Raw genomic sequence first — 15,777 nt, 5'->3', positions numbered from 1 at the left:
CGGCAGGTCAGCGGAAGCGGCGTACTACCTGGGCGTGGCATTGTCGAGCAGTAGTGGGTTCTGGCACACACTCTGTGGTCGGTGAAGCTGGGCGAAGCGGCACGCGGATGGTCTGGCGTCGGGCGCCTTCACGATGCCCACCACCGGCGGGAACAGCATCGCCCCGTCCGGATCGGCGACGTTGATGGCGACCCCTGCGGACTCGTCCAGCGGCCGGTACGGATCGAGGGACGGTCCGATCAAAGGTCCGGATCTCAGTCCGCTCGTGATCAGTACACCTAGCGCGCCACGCGGTAGCGGAGGTAGACGACCTTCGAGCTGAAGGTGCGGGTCTCGACGAGTTCGAGATCCACCCGGCGCTCGCGTTGGGGAAAGAAGGGGATGCCGCCGCCGACCAGCACCGGGTAGACCATGGCCTGGTACTCGTCGATCAGACCCGATGCGGCCGCCTCGGCGGCGAGGGTCGCGCCGCCGATCGCGATGTCGCCCTCTCCCGGCTCGGCTCGCAACCGTTCGATCTCCTGCGCCAGGCCGCCGGAGGCCAGGCGGGCATGGCCCTGCACCGCCGACAGCGTGGTGGAGAACACCACCTTTGGCAGCGGCTTCCAGAGCGCGGCCCACTCGAGCATGGAGTCGTCGAGCGATGGATCCTGGTCGGCGGTCTCCCAGTAGAGCATCGTCTCGTACAGCCGTCGTCCCAACAGGTGGACGCCGACCTGTCGAATCTCGTCGATCCAGAAGCGAAAGACCTCCTCTTCGGGCGCCGTCCAACCGAAGTCGCCGTCCGGCCCGACGATGTAGCCGTCGAGTGAGACGCTCATCGAATAGGTCACGTTGCGCATCAGAAGTCCTCCTCGGTAACGGGTTCGACAGTGGGACCGCCGGACGCCGTAGGACTCATCGCGGCTCGCGGGATCCCCTGGGCCAAGGCGGTTCTTTTTCTGGTGCGTGATCTTCAACGAGTCCAACGAGTACACGGACACTCGCCACCGCAGCCTGATCAAGCGACCCGGCGGAGAACGTCAGATCCCCGCACCACGGGCGATGCGGAACAGCACGTTCGGACGCAGTGGCCCTTCGGGCGCGGTGGGGTCGTCGAAGTCGTCGGCCGGGTCCCGGGTCATGCCGATCCGGCTCATCACCGCCCATGAACGGAGGTTGGTGGCCGTTGTCACCGCGAGGATCTCGGGAGGCTCAAGACTGTTGAAGCCTTGGGCCAGGACAGTCAGCGCGCCCTGGCCCCAAGCCGAGCGGGCGAGCCGCCAGCCGATCTCCACTCCTGTGAACGGCATGCCGTCATCCACCTGATCCAAGCCCGCGAAGCCGATGAACTCACCCGTGCCCTGCACCTCGACCGCCCACCACCCGTAGCCTCGCTGGTCGAACTCGGCCTGGAAGTGCGCCACGGACGCATCGCTCTGTTCGCGAGTGAGCAGGTGGCCCAAGTGCTCCCGAACCTCGGGATCGGCATTCATCGCCGCCCACGGTTCACGGTCGGAGTCGCGCCAGCGACGGAGGGTGAGGCGATCGGTACGCAGTTCAGCCATGCTGCTCAGCCAACGGGAGCGCCGGCTCCGAGGCACCGCCACCCAGATGCACGGCTCACTCCCTGGCCGGGCGCCGCCGCAGCGCCGATTGCACCTCGCGGGCTCCCGGCTCGGTACCGCTCGGCAGGCCGCCCTTCGCCCCGGATGGGTGGGCCCTAGCCATGGCCCTCGCCGTCCGCGCCCGCCGATCGGACGACGCGGGCCGGTGGTCCGGGCACAAGAACGCTTCGTCCGGCGCAATCCAATATCTGTGTCCGTGAGATGAGAATTCGACACAACGCGCCATGAGAATGTCTCGCGCAACAGGCGGCGCGAAAATTCCGGCCATGCACTGCCGATCTCGTCGTGCTACTGTCGTTACCAGTTGCAGTTGTGGTTCCCAAAACTTCAAGTGCCCCCATCCGGCCCTCGCGTCGGTGGGAGCACTTCTGTATTTCCGGTCATTTTTCCGGACGGGGCAATCATCGCGGCGACACGGAGTCCGCACAGTGCGGGATCCGGGAACTGCCCCGAAGGAGATTTGACATGGCATCTGGCACCGTGAAGTGGTTCAACGCCGAAAAGGGTTTCGGCTTCATCGAGCAGGACGGCGGCGGCGCTGACGTGTTCGCCCACTACTCGAACATCGCTGCCCAGGGCTTCCGTGAGCTGCTCGAAGGCCAGAAGGTGACCTTCGACATCGCGCAGGGCCAGAAGGGCCCGACGGCCGAGAACATCGTTCCCGCCTGACGCTGACGCGCAGTACGAGCCGGGACCCGCACCTTGGGGTGCGGGCCCCGGCTCGTCGCATTCCCGGGCGCAGCCTCTCCGCCGCCGTCACGGCGACGGCATCTGCGGAGTTTTCCCGCAGAGTCCAGGGCGCCCTCACCTGGCACAGATTCCCCCGCAAGGCTCCGGATTCACGTCCGTCTGAGCCCCGGCCGATACTGCGGATCCCGCACACGGATCTCGCCACGCATTCGACACCTGCGCTCGCGGATATTTCCCGCCGGCCAGCGTGACTTTCGCATTTCATACGGCTCATTCTTGCAATTCTCCGTGCCGCTCACAGCTGCGGGAATTCCTTGATACGTGCCGCATCGAGGAAGGTTCGCATGAACCGCACACGTACGAACGACCGCTTCGCACGCACCCGTAACCGCAGTGCCGGCTCCGGAAACGGCGGCAGCCGCTTCGGTGCCCCCCGCCGTTCAGGTGGCAACGGGCGCCGGCCCGCCGCGATCCAGGGTGAGTTCGCTCTCCCCAGGACGATCACGCCCGCGTTGCCCGCCGTCGAGACCTTCGCCGATCTCGACATGCCCGCACCACTGCTTGCCGCGCTCGGGACGCAGGGCGTGACCGTGCCGTTCCCGATCCAGGGCGCGACCCTGCCGAACACCCTTGCCGGCCGTGACGTACTCGGCCGAGGGCGCACCGGGTCCGGCAAGACCCTCGCTTTCGGCCTGGCGCTGCTGGCCCGTACGGCCGGCCGGCGGGCCGAGCCGCGGCAACCGCTGGCCCTCGTGCTGGTACCCACCCGCGAACTGGCCCAGCAGGTCACCGACGCGCTCGCTCCGTACGCCCGCTCCGTGCAGCTGCGGCTGGCCACGGTGGTCGGGGGGATGTCGATCGGCAGGCAGGCCGGTGCGCTGCGTGGTGGGGCCGAGGTCGTCGTCGCGACGCCGGGCCGGCTGAAGGACCTCATCGAACGGGGCGACTGCCGCCTGGACCAGGTCGGCATCACCGTTCTGGACGAGGCCGATCAGATGGCCGACATGGGCTTCATGCCGCAGGTCACCGCACTGCTCGACCAGGTGCGTCCTGAAGGCCAGCGGATGCTGTTCTCGGCCACCTTGGACCGCAACGTGGACCTGCTGGTCCGCCGCTACCTGACCGACCCGGTGGTCCACTCCGTCGATCCGTCCGCGGGTGCGGTCACCACGATGGAGCACCACGTCCTTCATGTGCACGGCGCGGACAAGCACCGGACGACGACCGAGATCGCGGCGCGAGAGGGCCGGGTGATCATGTTCCTGGACACCAAGCACGCGGTCGACCAGCTCACCAGCCGGCTGCTGAACAGCGGTGTGCGGGCGGCCGCACTGCACGGTGGCAAGTCGCAGCCACAACGCACCCGGACCCTGGCCCAGTTCAAGACGGGCCACGTGACGGTGCTGGTGGCGACCAATGTCGCGGCGCGCGGCATCCACGTCGACAACCTCGACCTGGTCGTCAATGTGGACCCGCCGACCGACCACAAGGACTACCTCCACCGCGGCGGCCGTACCGCCCGCGCCGGAGAGTCCGGCATCGTCGTCACTCTGGTCACGCCGAACCAGCGCCGTGACATGGTCCGCCTCATGTCGGACGCCGGGATCCGCCCGCAGACCACCGAGGTCCGCTCGGGCGAGGCCGAACTGAGCCGCATCACCGGCGCGCAGACGCCGTCGGGGATTCCGGTGGTCATCACGGCGCCGGTGGCCGAGCGCCCCAAGCGCAAAGCCCCCGCCTCCCGCACGCGGCGCACCCGCAGCGCCAAGGACCGCCGGACTGGCCAGGCGGCACGACGTGACGGGGCACAGCGGCAGTCCGTTTTCGACGCGGCGGCCTAGCACCTCGTGAGCTCCGGTCCCCGTCAGTCGTCGACGACCACGGCTGGGCCGCGGTCGTTCGCTCTCTCCCGTTGATCCGCCTCCTCCCGGTCGGATCTTTCTCCCTCTCCCTGCGAGGCACCATGCGCTGCGTCATCGCCCGTTTTCCCTTCGACCTGTCCAAGAGCGGGGTGCTCGAATCGATGATGGGCGTCAAGCCCGAGCCGATCACGGGTGAGTCCGTGATCATCGGCCGTCGCCAGTACCCCGCGAAGCAGGTAGGCGAAGTCATCACCCGCCAGGACCGTCGCGACTTCACCGCCGACGAGGTCACCCGGGCCATGACACGACTCGGCTTCACCTGCCGCGCCGCGCCCCCCGAGGCACCGCCTGCGGGCGCCCGCACTGCGTTCCAGAACGCGTCGGCACTGCTGGGCGTCCCCCGGTCCGTGTAACGAGCGGGGCAGTCGACAGCAGAACCAGAGCAGCACTGAGGGCTCGACCGGCGCGCGCCGGTCGAGCCCTCAGTGCGTCGGCGTCCGGCGCACAGGACCGGGCCGCCACGTGGGCGGGCTACCGGTGGCTCAGTGGTCGGAGTAGCTGAAGTCGCCGACGGTCCAGCCGGTGACGTCCTTGATCGCCACCCGGTACATCCCACCCGTCTCGGGGATGCCGATGCTCCCCTGCAGGATCCGGGCGACGTGGAAGTGCAGATGCGTGGGCTGCTCGCCGCGGTCGGGCCCGTCGTGCGCCCGGTCCGCCGTGAAGACCGTGGAGAACGGGCCGAGGCGGTCCGAATCCCTGAGGACCTCCGACACGCGCGCCCTCCACACGGCTTCGGGAGCCAGCCGTCCGGTGATGACAGCGCCGCCGGTGATCACGGTCAGGGACATCTGATTGCTCTGCTCGGTCTCCACCATGGCGGCGACGTCGACGAGCAGTTGGTCAGTGTGCGACATGAGCTGAGTCTATGCATCGGCCCGCCCGGCCGGGCCGGGACCGCACCGCCGTTCGAGACTCAGATTACCTCGACCCTCGGACTCGAAAATCTACTGTGGCGAGAGTAGACATTGCGGTGTCCCGTGGCTAGGGTTTCTCTCGTAGACGCAGTCAATGAGGCCCGGCAGACACGAACTGGCGGGCAGCAGTAGCGATGTTCGTACGTGACTGACCCAGCCGAGGAAACGGAGGAAGCAGGCGCCATCAGGATCGCCCGGGCGATGATGATCAGCCCCGGGTACCGCAAGACCCCTGAAGGGAAGGTGGTCCCCGGTCACGCATCCTCGATCCCCGCACTCCCGCCCTCTCCCGGGCGGGTGAGCGGAAACAGTAGGTCGGCGCAGCAGTAGGGCCGACAGATGGTGTTGAATTTCCTTCGGGGCCCTGGTGCCGTACGGCACCAGGGCCCCTCGACGCGTTGATCAACGAGGTGAGAATGACGGCAGACACTCCGCTCAGTGGTCGTCTGGATGACGACGACTACCCCGCTTACACCATGGGACGGGCCGCCGAGATGCTCGGCACCACCCCAGGCTTCCTCCGTGCCATCGGTGAGGCCCGTCTCATCACCCCGCTCCGCTCGGAGGGCGGGCACCGCCGGTACTCCCGTTACCAGCTGCGGATCGCCAGCCGCGCCCGCGAACTGGTCGACCAGGGAATGCCCGTCGAGGCGGCCTGCCGCATCGTCATCCTCGAGGACCAACTCGAGGAGGCCCAGCGCATCAACGCGGAGTTCCGCCGAGCCGCGGCCGAACGGCACGACGACTCCGACTGACCTCGTTCGGGGGATCGGGTCGGCCGTGCCGCAAGCACTGCCTCGACGAATTCGGCCGGGGGCACGTAATCGTGGTCCTCGGCGTGGTGGGTGATCAGCTCGGGGCGGCGTAGGTGACGCCGTCGCCCATCACCCGGATCTCCGCGCTTCCCCGAGGGCGGTCGGCATGGGCCCCCACCCGTTCACCCTGCAGTCGCGAGGCGCACCGGGCACCGGGGGCAGAGGTGAAAACCGCGGGTCTGCTGGGCGCGAGGCGTGTGCGAACGCGGCGAGCGTGCCCATGCCGGTCAGGTCGGCAAGCAGGTCCAGCGGGAGACCACGGCGGGCGCCGCTGCGACGAAGCCGCCGGTCAGGATGGTGCTGACCGATGTGGTCCGGGTGGCGTCAACTCGTCATGTGAGAACACTCGTGCAGGTAATGATCTTCGCTTGCTCCTGTCCTGCTCCACCGCGCGTCGAAGGGGGCCGGCTCTTTCTTTCAGCGCCGCCACTCGTCGACACCTGGTGAGGACTCCAGCACCTCGCTCGGCCACTCCTGCCGTGCCTGCCCGAGTAGCTTCCACTGCTTGTCGATCCAGCCCTCTTCAAGGTTCATGGGACGGGACACGGAGACGCACGAACTGCTCGGATCTTCGACACGGACAGCGAGAGTCCCATGCTCTGCGGCGGCCCGGCGCAGATCCTGCGGTGAAGTCAGGGGTACCGCGCGCAGATCGTCAAGGCACGACGAATCCACGAGACTTCAGTTCGGGGGGCGTTCCCGGGCGTGTGGTCGTCAGGTTCGCAGGTGGGACGCGCCGTTGAGGTCGAGGATGGCGCCCGAGGACCATTCCGCCGCGGGGGAGGCGAGCCAGAGGACGGCCGCGGCGATCTCGTCGGGGCCGGCCACGCGGTGGAACGGGCTCTGGGCGCGGATGGCGTCGCCTTCGGGGCCCGTGAGGCGGGGGGCTACGCGTTCCGTGGTGAAGAAGCCGGGGGCGACGGAGGCGACGCCGATGCCGTGCGGGGCGAGGGAGACCGCGAGGGACTGGCCGAGGGAGTGGACGGCGGCCTTTGTCGCGCCGTAGGCGGGGTGGTCCGGTTCGCCGCGAAAGGCGCCCCGGGAGCCGATGTTGACGATCCTCCCGCCTCCGCCCTGCTCGATCATGCGCCGCGCTGCGAGGTGGCTCAGGTTCGCCGTGGCGAGTAGATTCACGGCGACATGCTGCTGCCAGACGGCGACCCACTCCTCGTAGGGAGTTTCCGGCAGTGGATGGCGGATGTTGACGGCCGCGTTGTTCACCAGCACGTCGATTCCACCGAGTGCCTCGGCCGCTGCGTCCGCCACCGTCGCCGCGCCTGCCGGATCGGCCAGGTCCCCGCCGGTGAGGACGTGGCCGGTGCCCTCGAGGGAGTCGAGGGTCTCGCGGGCCTCGTCGGCGCGGGAGTTGTAGTGGACGGCGACCCGGTCGCCGTTGACTGCGAAGGCCTGGGCCACGGCGCGGCCGAGACCCCTGGAGGCTCCGCTGACGAGGACGCGCCGGCCTGATGCGGGTAGATCCATGGAAGCTGGGCCCCTCTGTTCAGCGATGCTCGTAAAGGCGTGGAGATGCCGACGGCGTCGGCGATCCGGGGTGTAGCTGCTGCGATCAGGCGTCCAACAGCGTTCTCGCACGGTCCGCGACCATAGGCATCAGGCATCAAATCTCTCACGCCAAGTGTCGAGAGAGATCATTCCGCTGGACATGCCGCCATGTCGGGTAGTGCGGCAGGGCTGAGAGTTGGAGCACCGGCGCAAGTCGTTCGTGCTGCGCGACGACGAGGAGTACGACGCCCGCCGCCGCACCGGACGACGGCGGACCCGGACGGGGGCGCGGCGGTCGTGCGGCTGGGCTGAGGCCGGTGGAAAACGGGGTGCGGGGGTGCGGGCCCGGCGCCTAACGTGCCGGCCATGCGCATCGTCTTCACCAAGGGTCCCGGTACGAGCTACGACATCGCGGTGCACCGCGAGACCGGCGCGGCGCTGGCCCCGCGCAACGGCCCCGGCGGACATCCGTACCTGCCGCACGACCTGGTGCACTTCCTGGTCGAGGCGGAGGCGGGGATCAAGCTCGGGGTGTACGGGCGACTGGCCACCGGTGACAACGGCCTGTTCTGGCCCGCGGACCCCGCCGAGCGGAACAAGGCGGCACGCCGCCGCAAGTCGAAGCCGATGACGTCGTCCCCGCAGGCGCGGGCGGACATGGAGCGCTCGGAGGAACTGGCGGGCATCGCGGTGCCGGTCTGGGAGGTACGCCGCGGCCACGCGAAGGCCCTCCCGGCGTATGTACGCGCCGACGAGGTCCCCCCGGTCGTCGACCGCATCGTGACCCGCCTCGACGAGTACGCGGACCGCTGGCACGCCCTGCCGGTGGGCGGAGCCCTCGAACTCACCTGGTAGGCGCGGGCCACCGACCGTGCGAGGACCACCAAAGGCAGGTCGTTTCGTTCGGATCATCGGATCGTTGGTCCGGGGGAGTCGTCAACTGATGTGCAGCGGGCGCGGATCGAGCCGTTGCTCCGGACCGGACTCCGAAGCAGGGCCCCGGCCGACGAGCCGCACGATCACGCCATCGCCCGGTCCCGCGGCGGACTGACCACGACGATCCACCTCGCTGACGCACCGGGCAGGGACTCCAACAGCTGCTCCACCGGGAACAACCGCCACGAGTCCCTGACCATCAAGCACCACTCGTCCTCGGCGACCCTCAGCCCTCAATCGTCATGTCGTCAAGGACGCCATCGGCACCCGGTTCACGCCGGCCGGAAGAGTCCTAATGGCTACGCGCGAAGCCATGCTGTTCGGTCCACGTGTTCGCCACGTCCTCCGGGTCCTTCTTGTCCTTGTCGACCTGCCTGTTGAGTTCGGTCAGCTGCTCGGTGGTCAGCTGGGCGCCGAGCCGGGCGAGCGCCCTTCGCACGGTGGAGTCCGCCTTGCGGTCGGCGATCAGGGGCACAACATGCTGGCCGGGAATCAGGTTCTTCGGATCGGCAAGCACCACCCAACCCTCGGCGGCGATGTCCGTGTCGGTGGTGAACAGGTTCGCGACGTCGACATCGCCCTTCTTCAGCGCGCCCTTGACCAGAGGCCCGGAGGAGTCCAAAGACTTGAACTCCTTGAATTCGACTCCGTATTCGTCCTTGAGTCCTACCGCGCCGACGACCCGCTTCTTGACCTCGGGTGCCGCGCCGATGACCAGCTTGCCGTTGTGCTCGGCAAGGTCGGCGAGCGTCTTGAGACCGTACCTGTCCGCGGTCTCGCGGGTGACGGCGAAGGCGTCGGAGTCCTCGGCCAGGCCGTACGGGAGGATCTGCAGGCCGGCCGGCAGCGCGACGGCGAGAGCGTTCTGCATCTCGCCCTCTTCGGTGGCCTTCGCCTTGGGGTCGAGGTAGTGCAGGAGTGCTCCTTGGTACTCGGGGAGCAGGTCTATGTCTCCACCCCGCAGTGCGGGGATGAGGATCTCGCGGGTGCCGAGGTTGGGGCGGACCGTCGTCTTCACGCCTGCGTCCTCGAGCACGGCGGCGTACAGGAATCCGAGGATCTGGTTCTCGGTGAAGTTCGCGGTGCCGATGGTGACACCGTCCTTGCTGGAGCCGCCGCCCGAGATGTCCCCTCCCTGGCCTTCGAGGGAGGTGATGCCGCCGCTGCAGGCGGCGAGCGCGGGAACGGAGGCTGCGGCGAACATGGCGCCGAGCAGGGTGCGTCGGTTCATGGGGGAGTCCTTAGGCGGGGCGGTTGCTGAAGAGGACACGCTGGAGGCCGGCGAGCGCGAGGTCGAGCACGACGGCAACGACCGCCACGAGCACGGCTCCGCCGAGTACCTGCACAAGGTCACGCTGTGCGAGGCCGTCGAAGACGTAGCGGCCGAGTCCGCCGAAGCTGACGTATGCGGCGATGGTGGCTGTTGCCACGACCTGGATGAGCGCGAGTCGCAGCCCTGTCATGATCAGCGGTAGGGCGAGCGGGACTTCGACCTGCAGCAGGACCTGGTGGCCGCGCATGCCCTGGCCGCGGGCGGCGTCCTTGACGTCCGGGTCGACGGCGGTCATGCCGGCGTAGGTGTTGGTCACGATCGAGGGCACGGCAAGGGCGACCAGGGCCACGTAGACGGGTGTCATGGACAGTCCGCTGGCGAGGAAGACCAGGACGACGAGGCCGACGGTCGGCAGGGCCCTGCCGAACGAGGACAGGTTGATGGCCAGGAACGCGCCGCGGCCGGTGTGGCCGATGAGCAGGCCGATGGGCAGCGCGATCAGGGCGGCGATCAGCGTCGCGAGGAGTGAGTACTGCAGGTGTTCGGCGAGCCGGTGGCCGATGCCGTCCGCGCCTGACCACTGTGCGCTGCTGGTCAGCCAGGACCCGAGGTTCTTGAGGAGCTCGTACATCTCAGGCCCTGCGCTTCCTGGTCCAGGGGGTGAGTGCGTACTGCAGGGCGACGAGCAGCGCGTCCGCGATCAGTGCGAGGAGGAGTGTGAGGACGACGCCGACGACGACGGGGGTGGGGAAGTTGCGCTGAAAGCCATCGGTGAACAACTGGCCGAGGCCGCCGTCGCCGATGTAGGTGGCGACGCTGACGAGGGAGATCGACATCACGGTCGCGATCCGCACCCCGGCCATGATGACGGGCAGGGCGAGCGGCAGTTCCACGGTCAGCAGGCTGCGCAGGGGGCGGGTGCCCATCGCCTTGGCGCCTTCCTTGGTCTTCGCCGGCACGGAGTCGAGTCCTTCGACGGTGTTCCGCAGCAGCACGACGAGGGTGTAGATCGTCAGGCCGATGACGGTGGTGGTCCGGGTCAGTCCGGAGACCGGGAGGAGCAGGACGAAGACGGCGATGGAGGGGATGGTGAACAGGACGTTCGACAGACCGAGGACGAAGCCCCTGAGGGGGCGCACGCGGTGTGCGAGGACGGCCAGGGGCACGGAGATGAGCAGTCCGAGGAGGACGGCGGACAGGGCGGCTTGGAGGTGGGAGAGGGTCAGGGTGGTGAGGTCGCCCGCATGTTCGGAGACCCATGACCATTCGAAGGTCATGCGGCAGCCCTCGCGGAGGAGTGCGCGGTGCCTGCCCGGTCGTGGATTTCCTCCCGCGTGGTGACGCCGGTCAGGACTCCGTCCGTGTCGACGCGGGCCACCAGGCCGGCCGGCGAGGCGACGGATTCGTTGAGGGCGGACAGCAGGGAGTCCGTGTCGCGCAGCGGGCGTACGGGCAGCAGATCAGCGGTGTCGCCTGCGTCCTTGTCGCGCCAGCCGAGCGGGCTACCGGACGCGTCCACGGCCAGTTCCCAGTCCCCTCCGACGGGCGCAGGCTCTTGTGGAACACCGGCCAGTGTGGACAGCGACAGCAGTTTCAGCCCTCGCTCCGCACCGAGGAAGTCGGCGACGAACGGGTCGGCAGGGCGGGCCAGGAGCTCTTCGGGCGAAGCGCACTGGACGAGGTGGCCGCCGGTACGGAACACGGCGATCCGGTCGCCCAGTCGAACGGCCTCGTCGATGTCGTGCGTGACGAAGACTATGGTCTTGTGCAACTCCTTCTGCAGGCGCAGCAGTTCATCCTGGAGCTGCGTACGCACGACCGGGTCGACCGCGCCGAAGGGTTCGTCCATCAACAGCACGGGCGGGTCGGCGGCCAGGGCGCGAGCCACGCCGACGCGCTGCTGCTGGCCGCCGGAGAGCTGGTGGGGGTAGCGCTTGCCGCTCTCGGTCGGCAGGCCGACGGTCTCGAGGAGTTCGGCCGCTCGCCTGCGGGCCTTCTTCCGCCCCCAGCCCAACAGCAGTGGCACTGTTGCGATGTTGTCGAGGATCGTGCGGTGGGGGAAGAGACCGGCCTGCTGGATGACGTATCCGATGGAGCGGCGTAGTTCCGCCGCATCCTGGGACAGGACGTCCTTGCCGCCGACGCTGATGGTGCCCGAGGTCGGCTCGACCATGCGGTTGATCATGCGAAGGGTGGTGGTCTTGCCGCATCCGGAAGATCCGACGAGGACGGTGATACCCCCTTGCTCCATCTCCAGGGAGAGGTCGTGGACTGCCGTGGTGCCGTTGGGGAATCGCTTGTTCACTGCTTCGAAGTTGATCATCACTCGTCCCTTGCCGGGGCTGTATATAGTCATGCAGGGTTCTCGGTGGCTGAATATCTTGTCAATGCCTCTGTGTAAATCGCTCGTAACGAGCGCCCGACAGGCAAGACGGACCCGCTAAAAAGGGAGGAGTTGCGCCGTATGGCATCTCAAATAGTGGACTCTCGCACTGATACCGTGGTCCTCGACGGAAACAACCTGCGGGCTGCGGACGTCGTGCGGATTGCCAACGGAGCCGCCCGTCCCGCGCCGGAGCCGGCCGCGCTCCAACAGGTCGGACTCTCCTGGAACATCGCCCGAGAACTCGCGGCGTCCGGCAGGGTCTACGGACGCTCGACCGGCGTGGGTGCCAACCGGAATGCGGACGTGCCCACCGAAGCCGCCGCCGACCATGGACTGCGACTGCTCCGCTCCCACGCCGGCGCGATCGGGGATCCGCTCCCGGCCCGCGAGGTCCGCGCCATGCTCGCCGTCCGCGCCAATCAACTCCTCGCCGGCGGGGCCGGCCTGCGGCCCGGCGTCGTCACCGCGCTGTGCCAGGCCTTGGAGAACGGCGTTCACCCCGTGATCAACGAGTTCGGCTCGGTCGGCACAGGCGACATCGCGGCCCTGGCCCAGATGGGTCTGGCACTCGCCGGTGAACACCCCTGGCAAGGAAGCCCATCCATCGAAGCCCAGCCCCTCGACAACAATGACGCCCTTGCGCTCATCAGCTCCAACGCCCTCACCCTCGGGCAGGCCGCCCTCGCCCTCGACGAACTCCGCGCGCTCGTCACCGCCACCGAACTGGTCGCCGCACTGTCACTCCTGTCCGTCGACGGCTCCTTCGAGGCGTACGCCGAGCCCGTGCACGCAGCCCGCCCCCACCCCGGCACCCATGCTTCAGCCGCGCGAATGCGCCGACTGCTGGGCGCCCCCGACCGGCCCAACCCGCCACTCGGCCGGATCCAGGACCCCTACGGATTCCGCTGCCTCCCGCAGATCCACGGACCCACGCACGACGCAGCAGACGCTCTGGAGCGCACCCTCGACATCGAGATCAACGCGGCCGCCGAGAACCCGCTGATCTGCCCCGACGACATGGCCGCCTACCACCACGGCGGCTTCTACATGGCGCAACTCGCCCTGGTTCTCGACCACTTCCGACTCGCGATCACCCAGACTGCGCGGCTGTCCACCTCGCGTCTGGCAGCGCTGAACGAACCCGCCTACACGAGGCTCAACCCATTCCTCGCCGACGGCGAATCGGCGAGCTCCGGCGTGATGATTCTCGAGTACGCCGCCGGGGCAGCTCTCGGCGATCTGCGGGCCTTCTCCGCACCCGCGTCCCTCGGACACGCCGTACTCTCCCGCGGAGTCGAGGAGCAGGCCAGCTTCGCCTCGCTGGCCGGGCGGCAGACGCTGCGCACGGCACGAGCCTTCCGGCTCGTCGTCGGCTGCGAACTCGTCGCCGCCGTACGCGCGCTGCGCCAGCGAGACATACGGCCCAACGCGAAGCTCCCGGTGGGCCAGGCCTTCGAACTGGCCGAAACGGTTCTCGACGACAGCCACGCAGACCGCCCTCTCACCGACGACGTACAGACAGCCGCCGACCTGCTCGATCACTTTGCCTCCTTGGGGGAAGCACAGTCGCGATGACCAAGGACAGGACGGCCGCACCAGCCCACGCCACGCGGCCGGTCATGACGCGGAGCCGGACCGGCTCCGATCGACGATCGGCCCGCTCCCCACCGCTCATTCCGCGACTCATCCGTACCTACGGTCAACAACTGGAGGCGGGGCTTGCCCGGTCGGATAATCCGAGTGCGGTCTGGTCGCCCCGCGTGATACTCCTCCCTGCCATGGGCGATCTTGTGACAGCGCGGCTCGTGCTTCATCCGATGACGGTCAGCGAGGCTGAGCGAGTGGTGGCGGGCGAGTCGGGTGGCGGCGCCCGATGGGCGCCCGGATACCCCACCGCTGGGGACGTGTCCGCCGCCAGGCGCTTCCTGGGCACCTGCGCGGACACCGGTAGTCCCCAGCCGTTCGGTAACTATGAGATCCGTCGCCGCGAGGACGGTCAGGCGATCGGCGGCCTGGGCTTCCACGGACCTGCGGACGCGAACGGCAGCGTCACGATTGGCTACGGCCTAATCCCGTCGGCGCGGGGCAAGGGATACGCCTCCGAAGCCCTCCGCGGACTGCTGCTGTTCGCGCGGGCACGCGGCGTCACCTGCGTGAAAGGCGACGCCGACCACGACAACATCGCGTCCCATCACGTCATGACGGCAGCCGGCATGCGGCCGGCCGGACAAGACGAACGCGTCAGGTACTTCGAGATCGCCTGGACCGACACGACGACGAATGCTGACCCACGCTCCTAGCGGCCGTAGATGTGCCCCGCACCAACGGGTCGTTCTCCGGGATGAAGTCTGAGACCTGCCAGAACTCGTTCAGCCGCTGGTGCTGCAACGCGGCTTCGCGATCGAGCTTGAGCCCGAAAAGCGGCCCATCGGGGTGGGCCAGGCCGGCGGTCACCAGGGTTGAGGCAGGCGTGGTCTGCCCCACCACTGGACCGACACGGCAGGCGAAGGCAACGTGATCGCTCCACTTGTCGGGCCCGTCGCCCCACGCACCGAAGATCACGTCTGTCCGGCATCGTGGTCTCGGTCGGTGTGGTGGTAGCAATTCGCGAAGATGACGGACCTGATAGGGATGACGCCACAGGTTCAAGTCCTGCGGACGGCCAGGGTCTCAACCGGGCAGAAGGGCCTCTGGCTTGCCTCGGCCATGGAGAGTCCACCGAACTCGACACGTGGCCGCGCTCACTGGTCCACCTGCCCCCTGGCAGCCGTTCGAGTTCTCCAGTAGGCCATGGCCTCCGCGCCGAAGCCGGCCACTACCAACATGAAAGCCAGCCAGAAGAGCGGCGTGCTCTGCCACTCCAAGCCACCAAGCAGCGCGGCCACACCGAGGGAAGGCAGAAAGACCGCGACAGCGGTCCACCACTGGCCCTTGCGAGCTTGGAAAATCGCAGAGACCGACGCGAGCACGAAGAGCAGCGTCGTCACTGCCACCAGTATCCACATGGCGGCAGTCTGCCGTGCCCTTGTCCGTCGCATGCCTACGCCCCGGCAAAGAGGCCATCGAGTGCCGCTCGTGAGCCCGACAGGGCGGGAAACCACGGGGACTGGGGCCTGTCCGGCGAATCATGGTGATGGCAGAGTGTGCCCGTGAGTTACAGCATCTTCCTGCTCCGGTTCGTGGACGGTGAGGTCGTCGCCCTGGATGCCGAACGGTTCCGGCAGGTGACGGAGCCGTACGTGGTGGCGGGCGGCCCGGAGGAGGGCTTCTCCCAGCTCCGCGCGGAGGACGGGGGCGAGGCGGACCTCTACCACGTGTCCCAAGACGAGGACGGGATGTCGTGCGTGACGGCGACTCACTTCGCCCGTGGCGCGATGAGCGGCGTGCTCGCCCGTCTGGGGGCAGCCCTCGGGGCCTCGATCGTGCCCCAGGACGGTGGTGCGCTGATCTTCCACGAGGACGACCGCCGTCATCTTCCTGCGGACCTCCAGGGGAAGGCGGCTCTCATAGCCCCCACGGCGGACGCGTTCCAGGCGGCATTCGACACGCTCTGAGCGTCTCCGCCCCGACAAGTGCACCAAGGGCTGTCCCGTAAATGATCTTCGATCTGGTGAAGACGAGGCTGCCCGCTCACCGGGGGTGCGCCCATCCGGCGTGAGCTGGTGCCCCGGCAGGCAACGTTTGCCCGTGAAGGAGCGCCCGCCGCGGAGCGGCTGTGTCACCGCGGT

Annotated in this window: 19 protein-coding genes and 2 pseudogenes; 9 read left to right on the top strand and 12 right to left on the bottom strand. The window is 68.3% G+C overall.

The window, feature by feature from the left end:
• Positions 1 to 24: 24 nt before the first annotated feature.
• The 3 genes from AC067Z_RS32210 to AC067Z_RS32200 all read right to left on the bottom strand — a co-directional run bounded on the left by AC067Z_RS32210 (position 25) and on the right by AC067Z_RS32200 (position 1,547).
• Positions 25 to 243: a hypothetical protein gene (locus AC067Z_RS32210; protein ID WP_478793227.1), complete on the bottom strand. Its 219-nt coding sequence runs from the start codon at positions 241 to 243 to the stop codon at positions 25 to 27.
• A gap of 35 nt (positions 244 to 278) precedes the next feature.
• Positions 279 to 842 (bottom strand): dihydrofolate reductase family protein, encoded by a 564-nt coding sequence (locus AC067Z_RS32205; RefSeq protein WP_478793183.1) that lies wholly within the window; start codon positions 840 to 842, stop codon positions 279 to 281.
• A 180-nt stretch (positions 843 to 1,022) separates the two neighbouring features.
• Entirely contained in the window at positions 1,023 to 1,547 is a 525-nt protein-coding gene (locus AC067Z_RS32200) for a GNAT family N-acetyltransferase (protein WP_478793182.1), read from the bottom strand.
• Between the two features lie 525 nt (positions 1,548 to 2,072).
• On the opposite strand from AC067Z_RS32200, the gene AC067Z_RS32195 reads away from it, so the two are divergent.
• From AC067Z_RS32195 to AC067Z_RS32185, 3 genes are all read left to right on the top strand, one after another.
• Positions 2,073 to 2,276, top strand: coding sequence for a cold-shock protein (locus tag AC067Z_RS32195; RefSeq protein ID WP_018529187.1), 204 nt, complete (start codon positions 2,073 to 2,075; stop codon positions 2,274 to 2,276).
• A 365-nt stretch (positions 2,277 to 2,641) separates the two neighbouring features.
• On the top strand, positions 2,642 to 4,138 hold the full coding sequence (locus AC067Z_RS32190) for a DEAD/DEAH box helicase (protein ID WP_478793181.1): 1,497 nt from the start codon (positions 2,642 to 2,644) through the stop codon (positions 4,136 to 4,138).
• A 122-nt stretch (positions 4,139 to 4,260) separates the two neighbouring features.
• Positions 4,261 to 4,572, top strand: coding sequence for an SCO5918 family protein (locus AC067Z_RS32185; RefSeq protein WP_478793180.1), 312 nt, complete (start codon positions 4,261 to 4,263; stop codon positions 4,570 to 4,572).
• A 129-nt stretch (positions 4,573 to 4,701) separates the two neighbouring features.
• Here the strand turns inward: AC067Z_RS32185 and AC067Z_RS32180 are convergent, their stop codons facing one another.
• Complete coding sequence (locus tag AC067Z_RS32180) at positions 4,702 to 5,076, bottom strand: hypothetical protein (RefSeq protein WP_478793179.1); 375 nt, start codon at positions 5,074 to 5,076, stop codon at positions 4,702 to 4,704.
• 476 nt (positions 5,077 to 5,552) lie between these two features.
• On the opposite strand from AC067Z_RS32180, the gene AC067Z_RS32175 reads away from it, so the two are divergent.
• Positions 5,553 to 5,891 (top strand): helix-turn-helix domain-containing protein, encoded by a 339-nt coding sequence (locus tag AC067Z_RS32175; RefSeq protein ID WP_478793178.1) that lies wholly within the window; start codon positions 5,553 to 5,555, stop codon positions 5,889 to 5,891.
• Positions 5,892 to 5,935: 44 nt separating this feature from the next.
• On the opposite strand, the pseudogene AC067Z_RS32170 reads toward AC067Z_RS32175, so the two are convergent.
• The 3 genes and pseudogenes from AC067Z_RS32170 to AC067Z_RS32160 all read right to left on the bottom strand — a co-directional run.
• A pseudogene (locus AC067Z_RS32170) lies at positions 5,936 to 5,989 on the bottom strand (hypothetical protein); the annotation flags it as partial.
• A gap of 379 nt (positions 5,990 to 6,368) precedes the next feature.
• A complete protein-coding gene (locus AC067Z_RS32165) occupies positions 6,369 to 6,626 on the bottom strand; it encodes a DUF5959 family protein (protein ID WP_478793177.1) in 258 nt (85 codons plus the stop codon).
• 39 nt (positions 6,627 to 6,665) lie between these two features.
• Positions 6,666 to 7,433 carry an SDR family NAD(P)-dependent oxidoreductase gene (locus tag AC067Z_RS32160; protein ID WP_478793176.1) on the bottom strand — a complete coding sequence of 256 codons (768 nt, stop codon included), beginning with the start codon at positions 7,431 to 7,433 and terminating at the stop codon, positions 6,666 to 6,668.
• Between the two features lie 387 nt (positions 7,434 to 7,820).
• Between AC067Z_RS32160 and AC067Z_RS32155 the strand changes: the two genes are divergently transcribed.
• Both AC067Z_RS32155 and AC067Z_RS32150 read left to right on the top strand, forming a co-directional pair.
• Positions 7,821 to 8,309, top strand: coding sequence for a hypothetical protein (locus AC067Z_RS32155; protein WP_478793175.1), 489 nt, complete (start codon positions 7,821 to 7,823; stop codon positions 8,307 to 8,309).
• Between the two features lie 126 nt (positions 8,310 to 8,435).
• Positions 8,436 to 8,540, top strand: a pseudogene (locus AC067Z_RS32150) (IS5/IS1182 family transposase); the annotation flags it as partial.
• Positions 8,541 to 8,682: 142 nt separating this feature from the next.
• Here the strand turns inward: AC067Z_RS32150 and AC067Z_RS32145 are convergent.
• Genes AC067Z_RS32145 through AC067Z_RS32130 form a run of 4 tightly spaced genes read right to left on the bottom strand, consistent with a single transcriptional unit; the run spans position 8,683 to position 11,986 of the window.
• Positions 8,683 to 9,621, bottom strand: a complete 939-nt coding sequence (locus AC067Z_RS32145; RefSeq protein WP_478793174.1) for an ABC transporter substrate-binding protein — start codon at positions 9,619 to 9,621, stop codon at positions 8,683 to 8,685.
• 10 nt (positions 9,622 to 9,631) lie between these two features.
• A complete protein-coding gene (locus tag AC067Z_RS32140) occupies positions 9,632 to 10,294 on the bottom strand; it encodes an ABC transporter permease (RefSeq protein ID WP_478793173.1) in 663 nt (220 codons plus the stop codon).
• Between the two features lies 1 nt (position 10,295).
• A complete protein-coding gene (locus AC067Z_RS32135) occupies positions 10,296 to 10,940 on the bottom strand; it encodes an ABC transporter permease (RefSeq protein WP_478793172.1) in 645 nt (214 codons plus the stop codon).
• Positions 10,937 to 11,986 (bottom strand): ABC transporter ATP-binding protein, encoded by a 1,050-nt coding sequence (locus AC067Z_RS32130; RefSeq protein ID WP_478793223.1) that lies wholly within the window; start codon positions 11,984 to 11,986, stop codon positions 10,937 to 10,939. Before AC067Z_RS32130 ends, AC067Z_RS32135 begins: the two co-directional genes overlap by 4 nt.
• Before the next feature lie 141 nt (positions 11,987 to 12,127).
• On the opposite strand from AC067Z_RS32130, the gene AC067Z_RS32125 reads away from it, so the two are divergent.
• Complete coding sequence (locus AC067Z_RS32125; protein WP_478793171.1) at positions 12,128 to 13,624, top strand: aromatic amino acid ammonia-lyase; 1,497 nt, start codon at positions 12,128 to 12,130, stop codon at positions 13,622 to 13,624.
• A gap of 203 nt (positions 13,625 to 13,827) precedes the next feature.
• Positions 13,828 to 14,349, top strand: coding sequence for a GNAT family N-acetyltransferase (locus tag AC067Z_RS32120; protein WP_478793170.1), 522 nt, complete (start codon positions 13,828 to 13,830; stop codon positions 14,347 to 14,349).
• A gap of 441 nt (positions 14,350 to 14,790) precedes the next feature.
• Here the strand turns inward: AC067Z_RS32120 and AC067Z_RS32115 are convergent, their stop codons facing one another.
• Positions 14,791 to 15,036, bottom strand: a complete 246-nt coding sequence (locus AC067Z_RS32115) for a hypothetical protein (protein WP_478793169.1) — start codon at positions 15,034 to 15,036, stop codon at positions 14,791 to 14,793.
• A 162-nt stretch (positions 15,037 to 15,198) separates the two neighbouring features.
• Here AC067Z_RS32115 and AC067Z_RS32110 point away from each other — a divergent pair, with 162 nt between their 5' ends.
• Positions 15,199 to 15,603 carry a hypothetical protein gene (locus AC067Z_RS32110; RefSeq protein ID WP_478793168.1) on the top strand — a complete coding sequence of 135 codons (405 nt, stop codon included), beginning with the start codon at positions 15,199 to 15,201 and terminating at the stop codon, positions 15,601 to 15,603.
• Positions 15,604 to 15,777 lie beyond the last annotated feature (174 nt).

The organism is Streptomyces sp. NPDC043812, from assembly GCF_056436245.1.
Note: the sequence above shows the minus strand (reverse complement) of the source record. Positions and strands in the feature narration are given on the sequence as shown.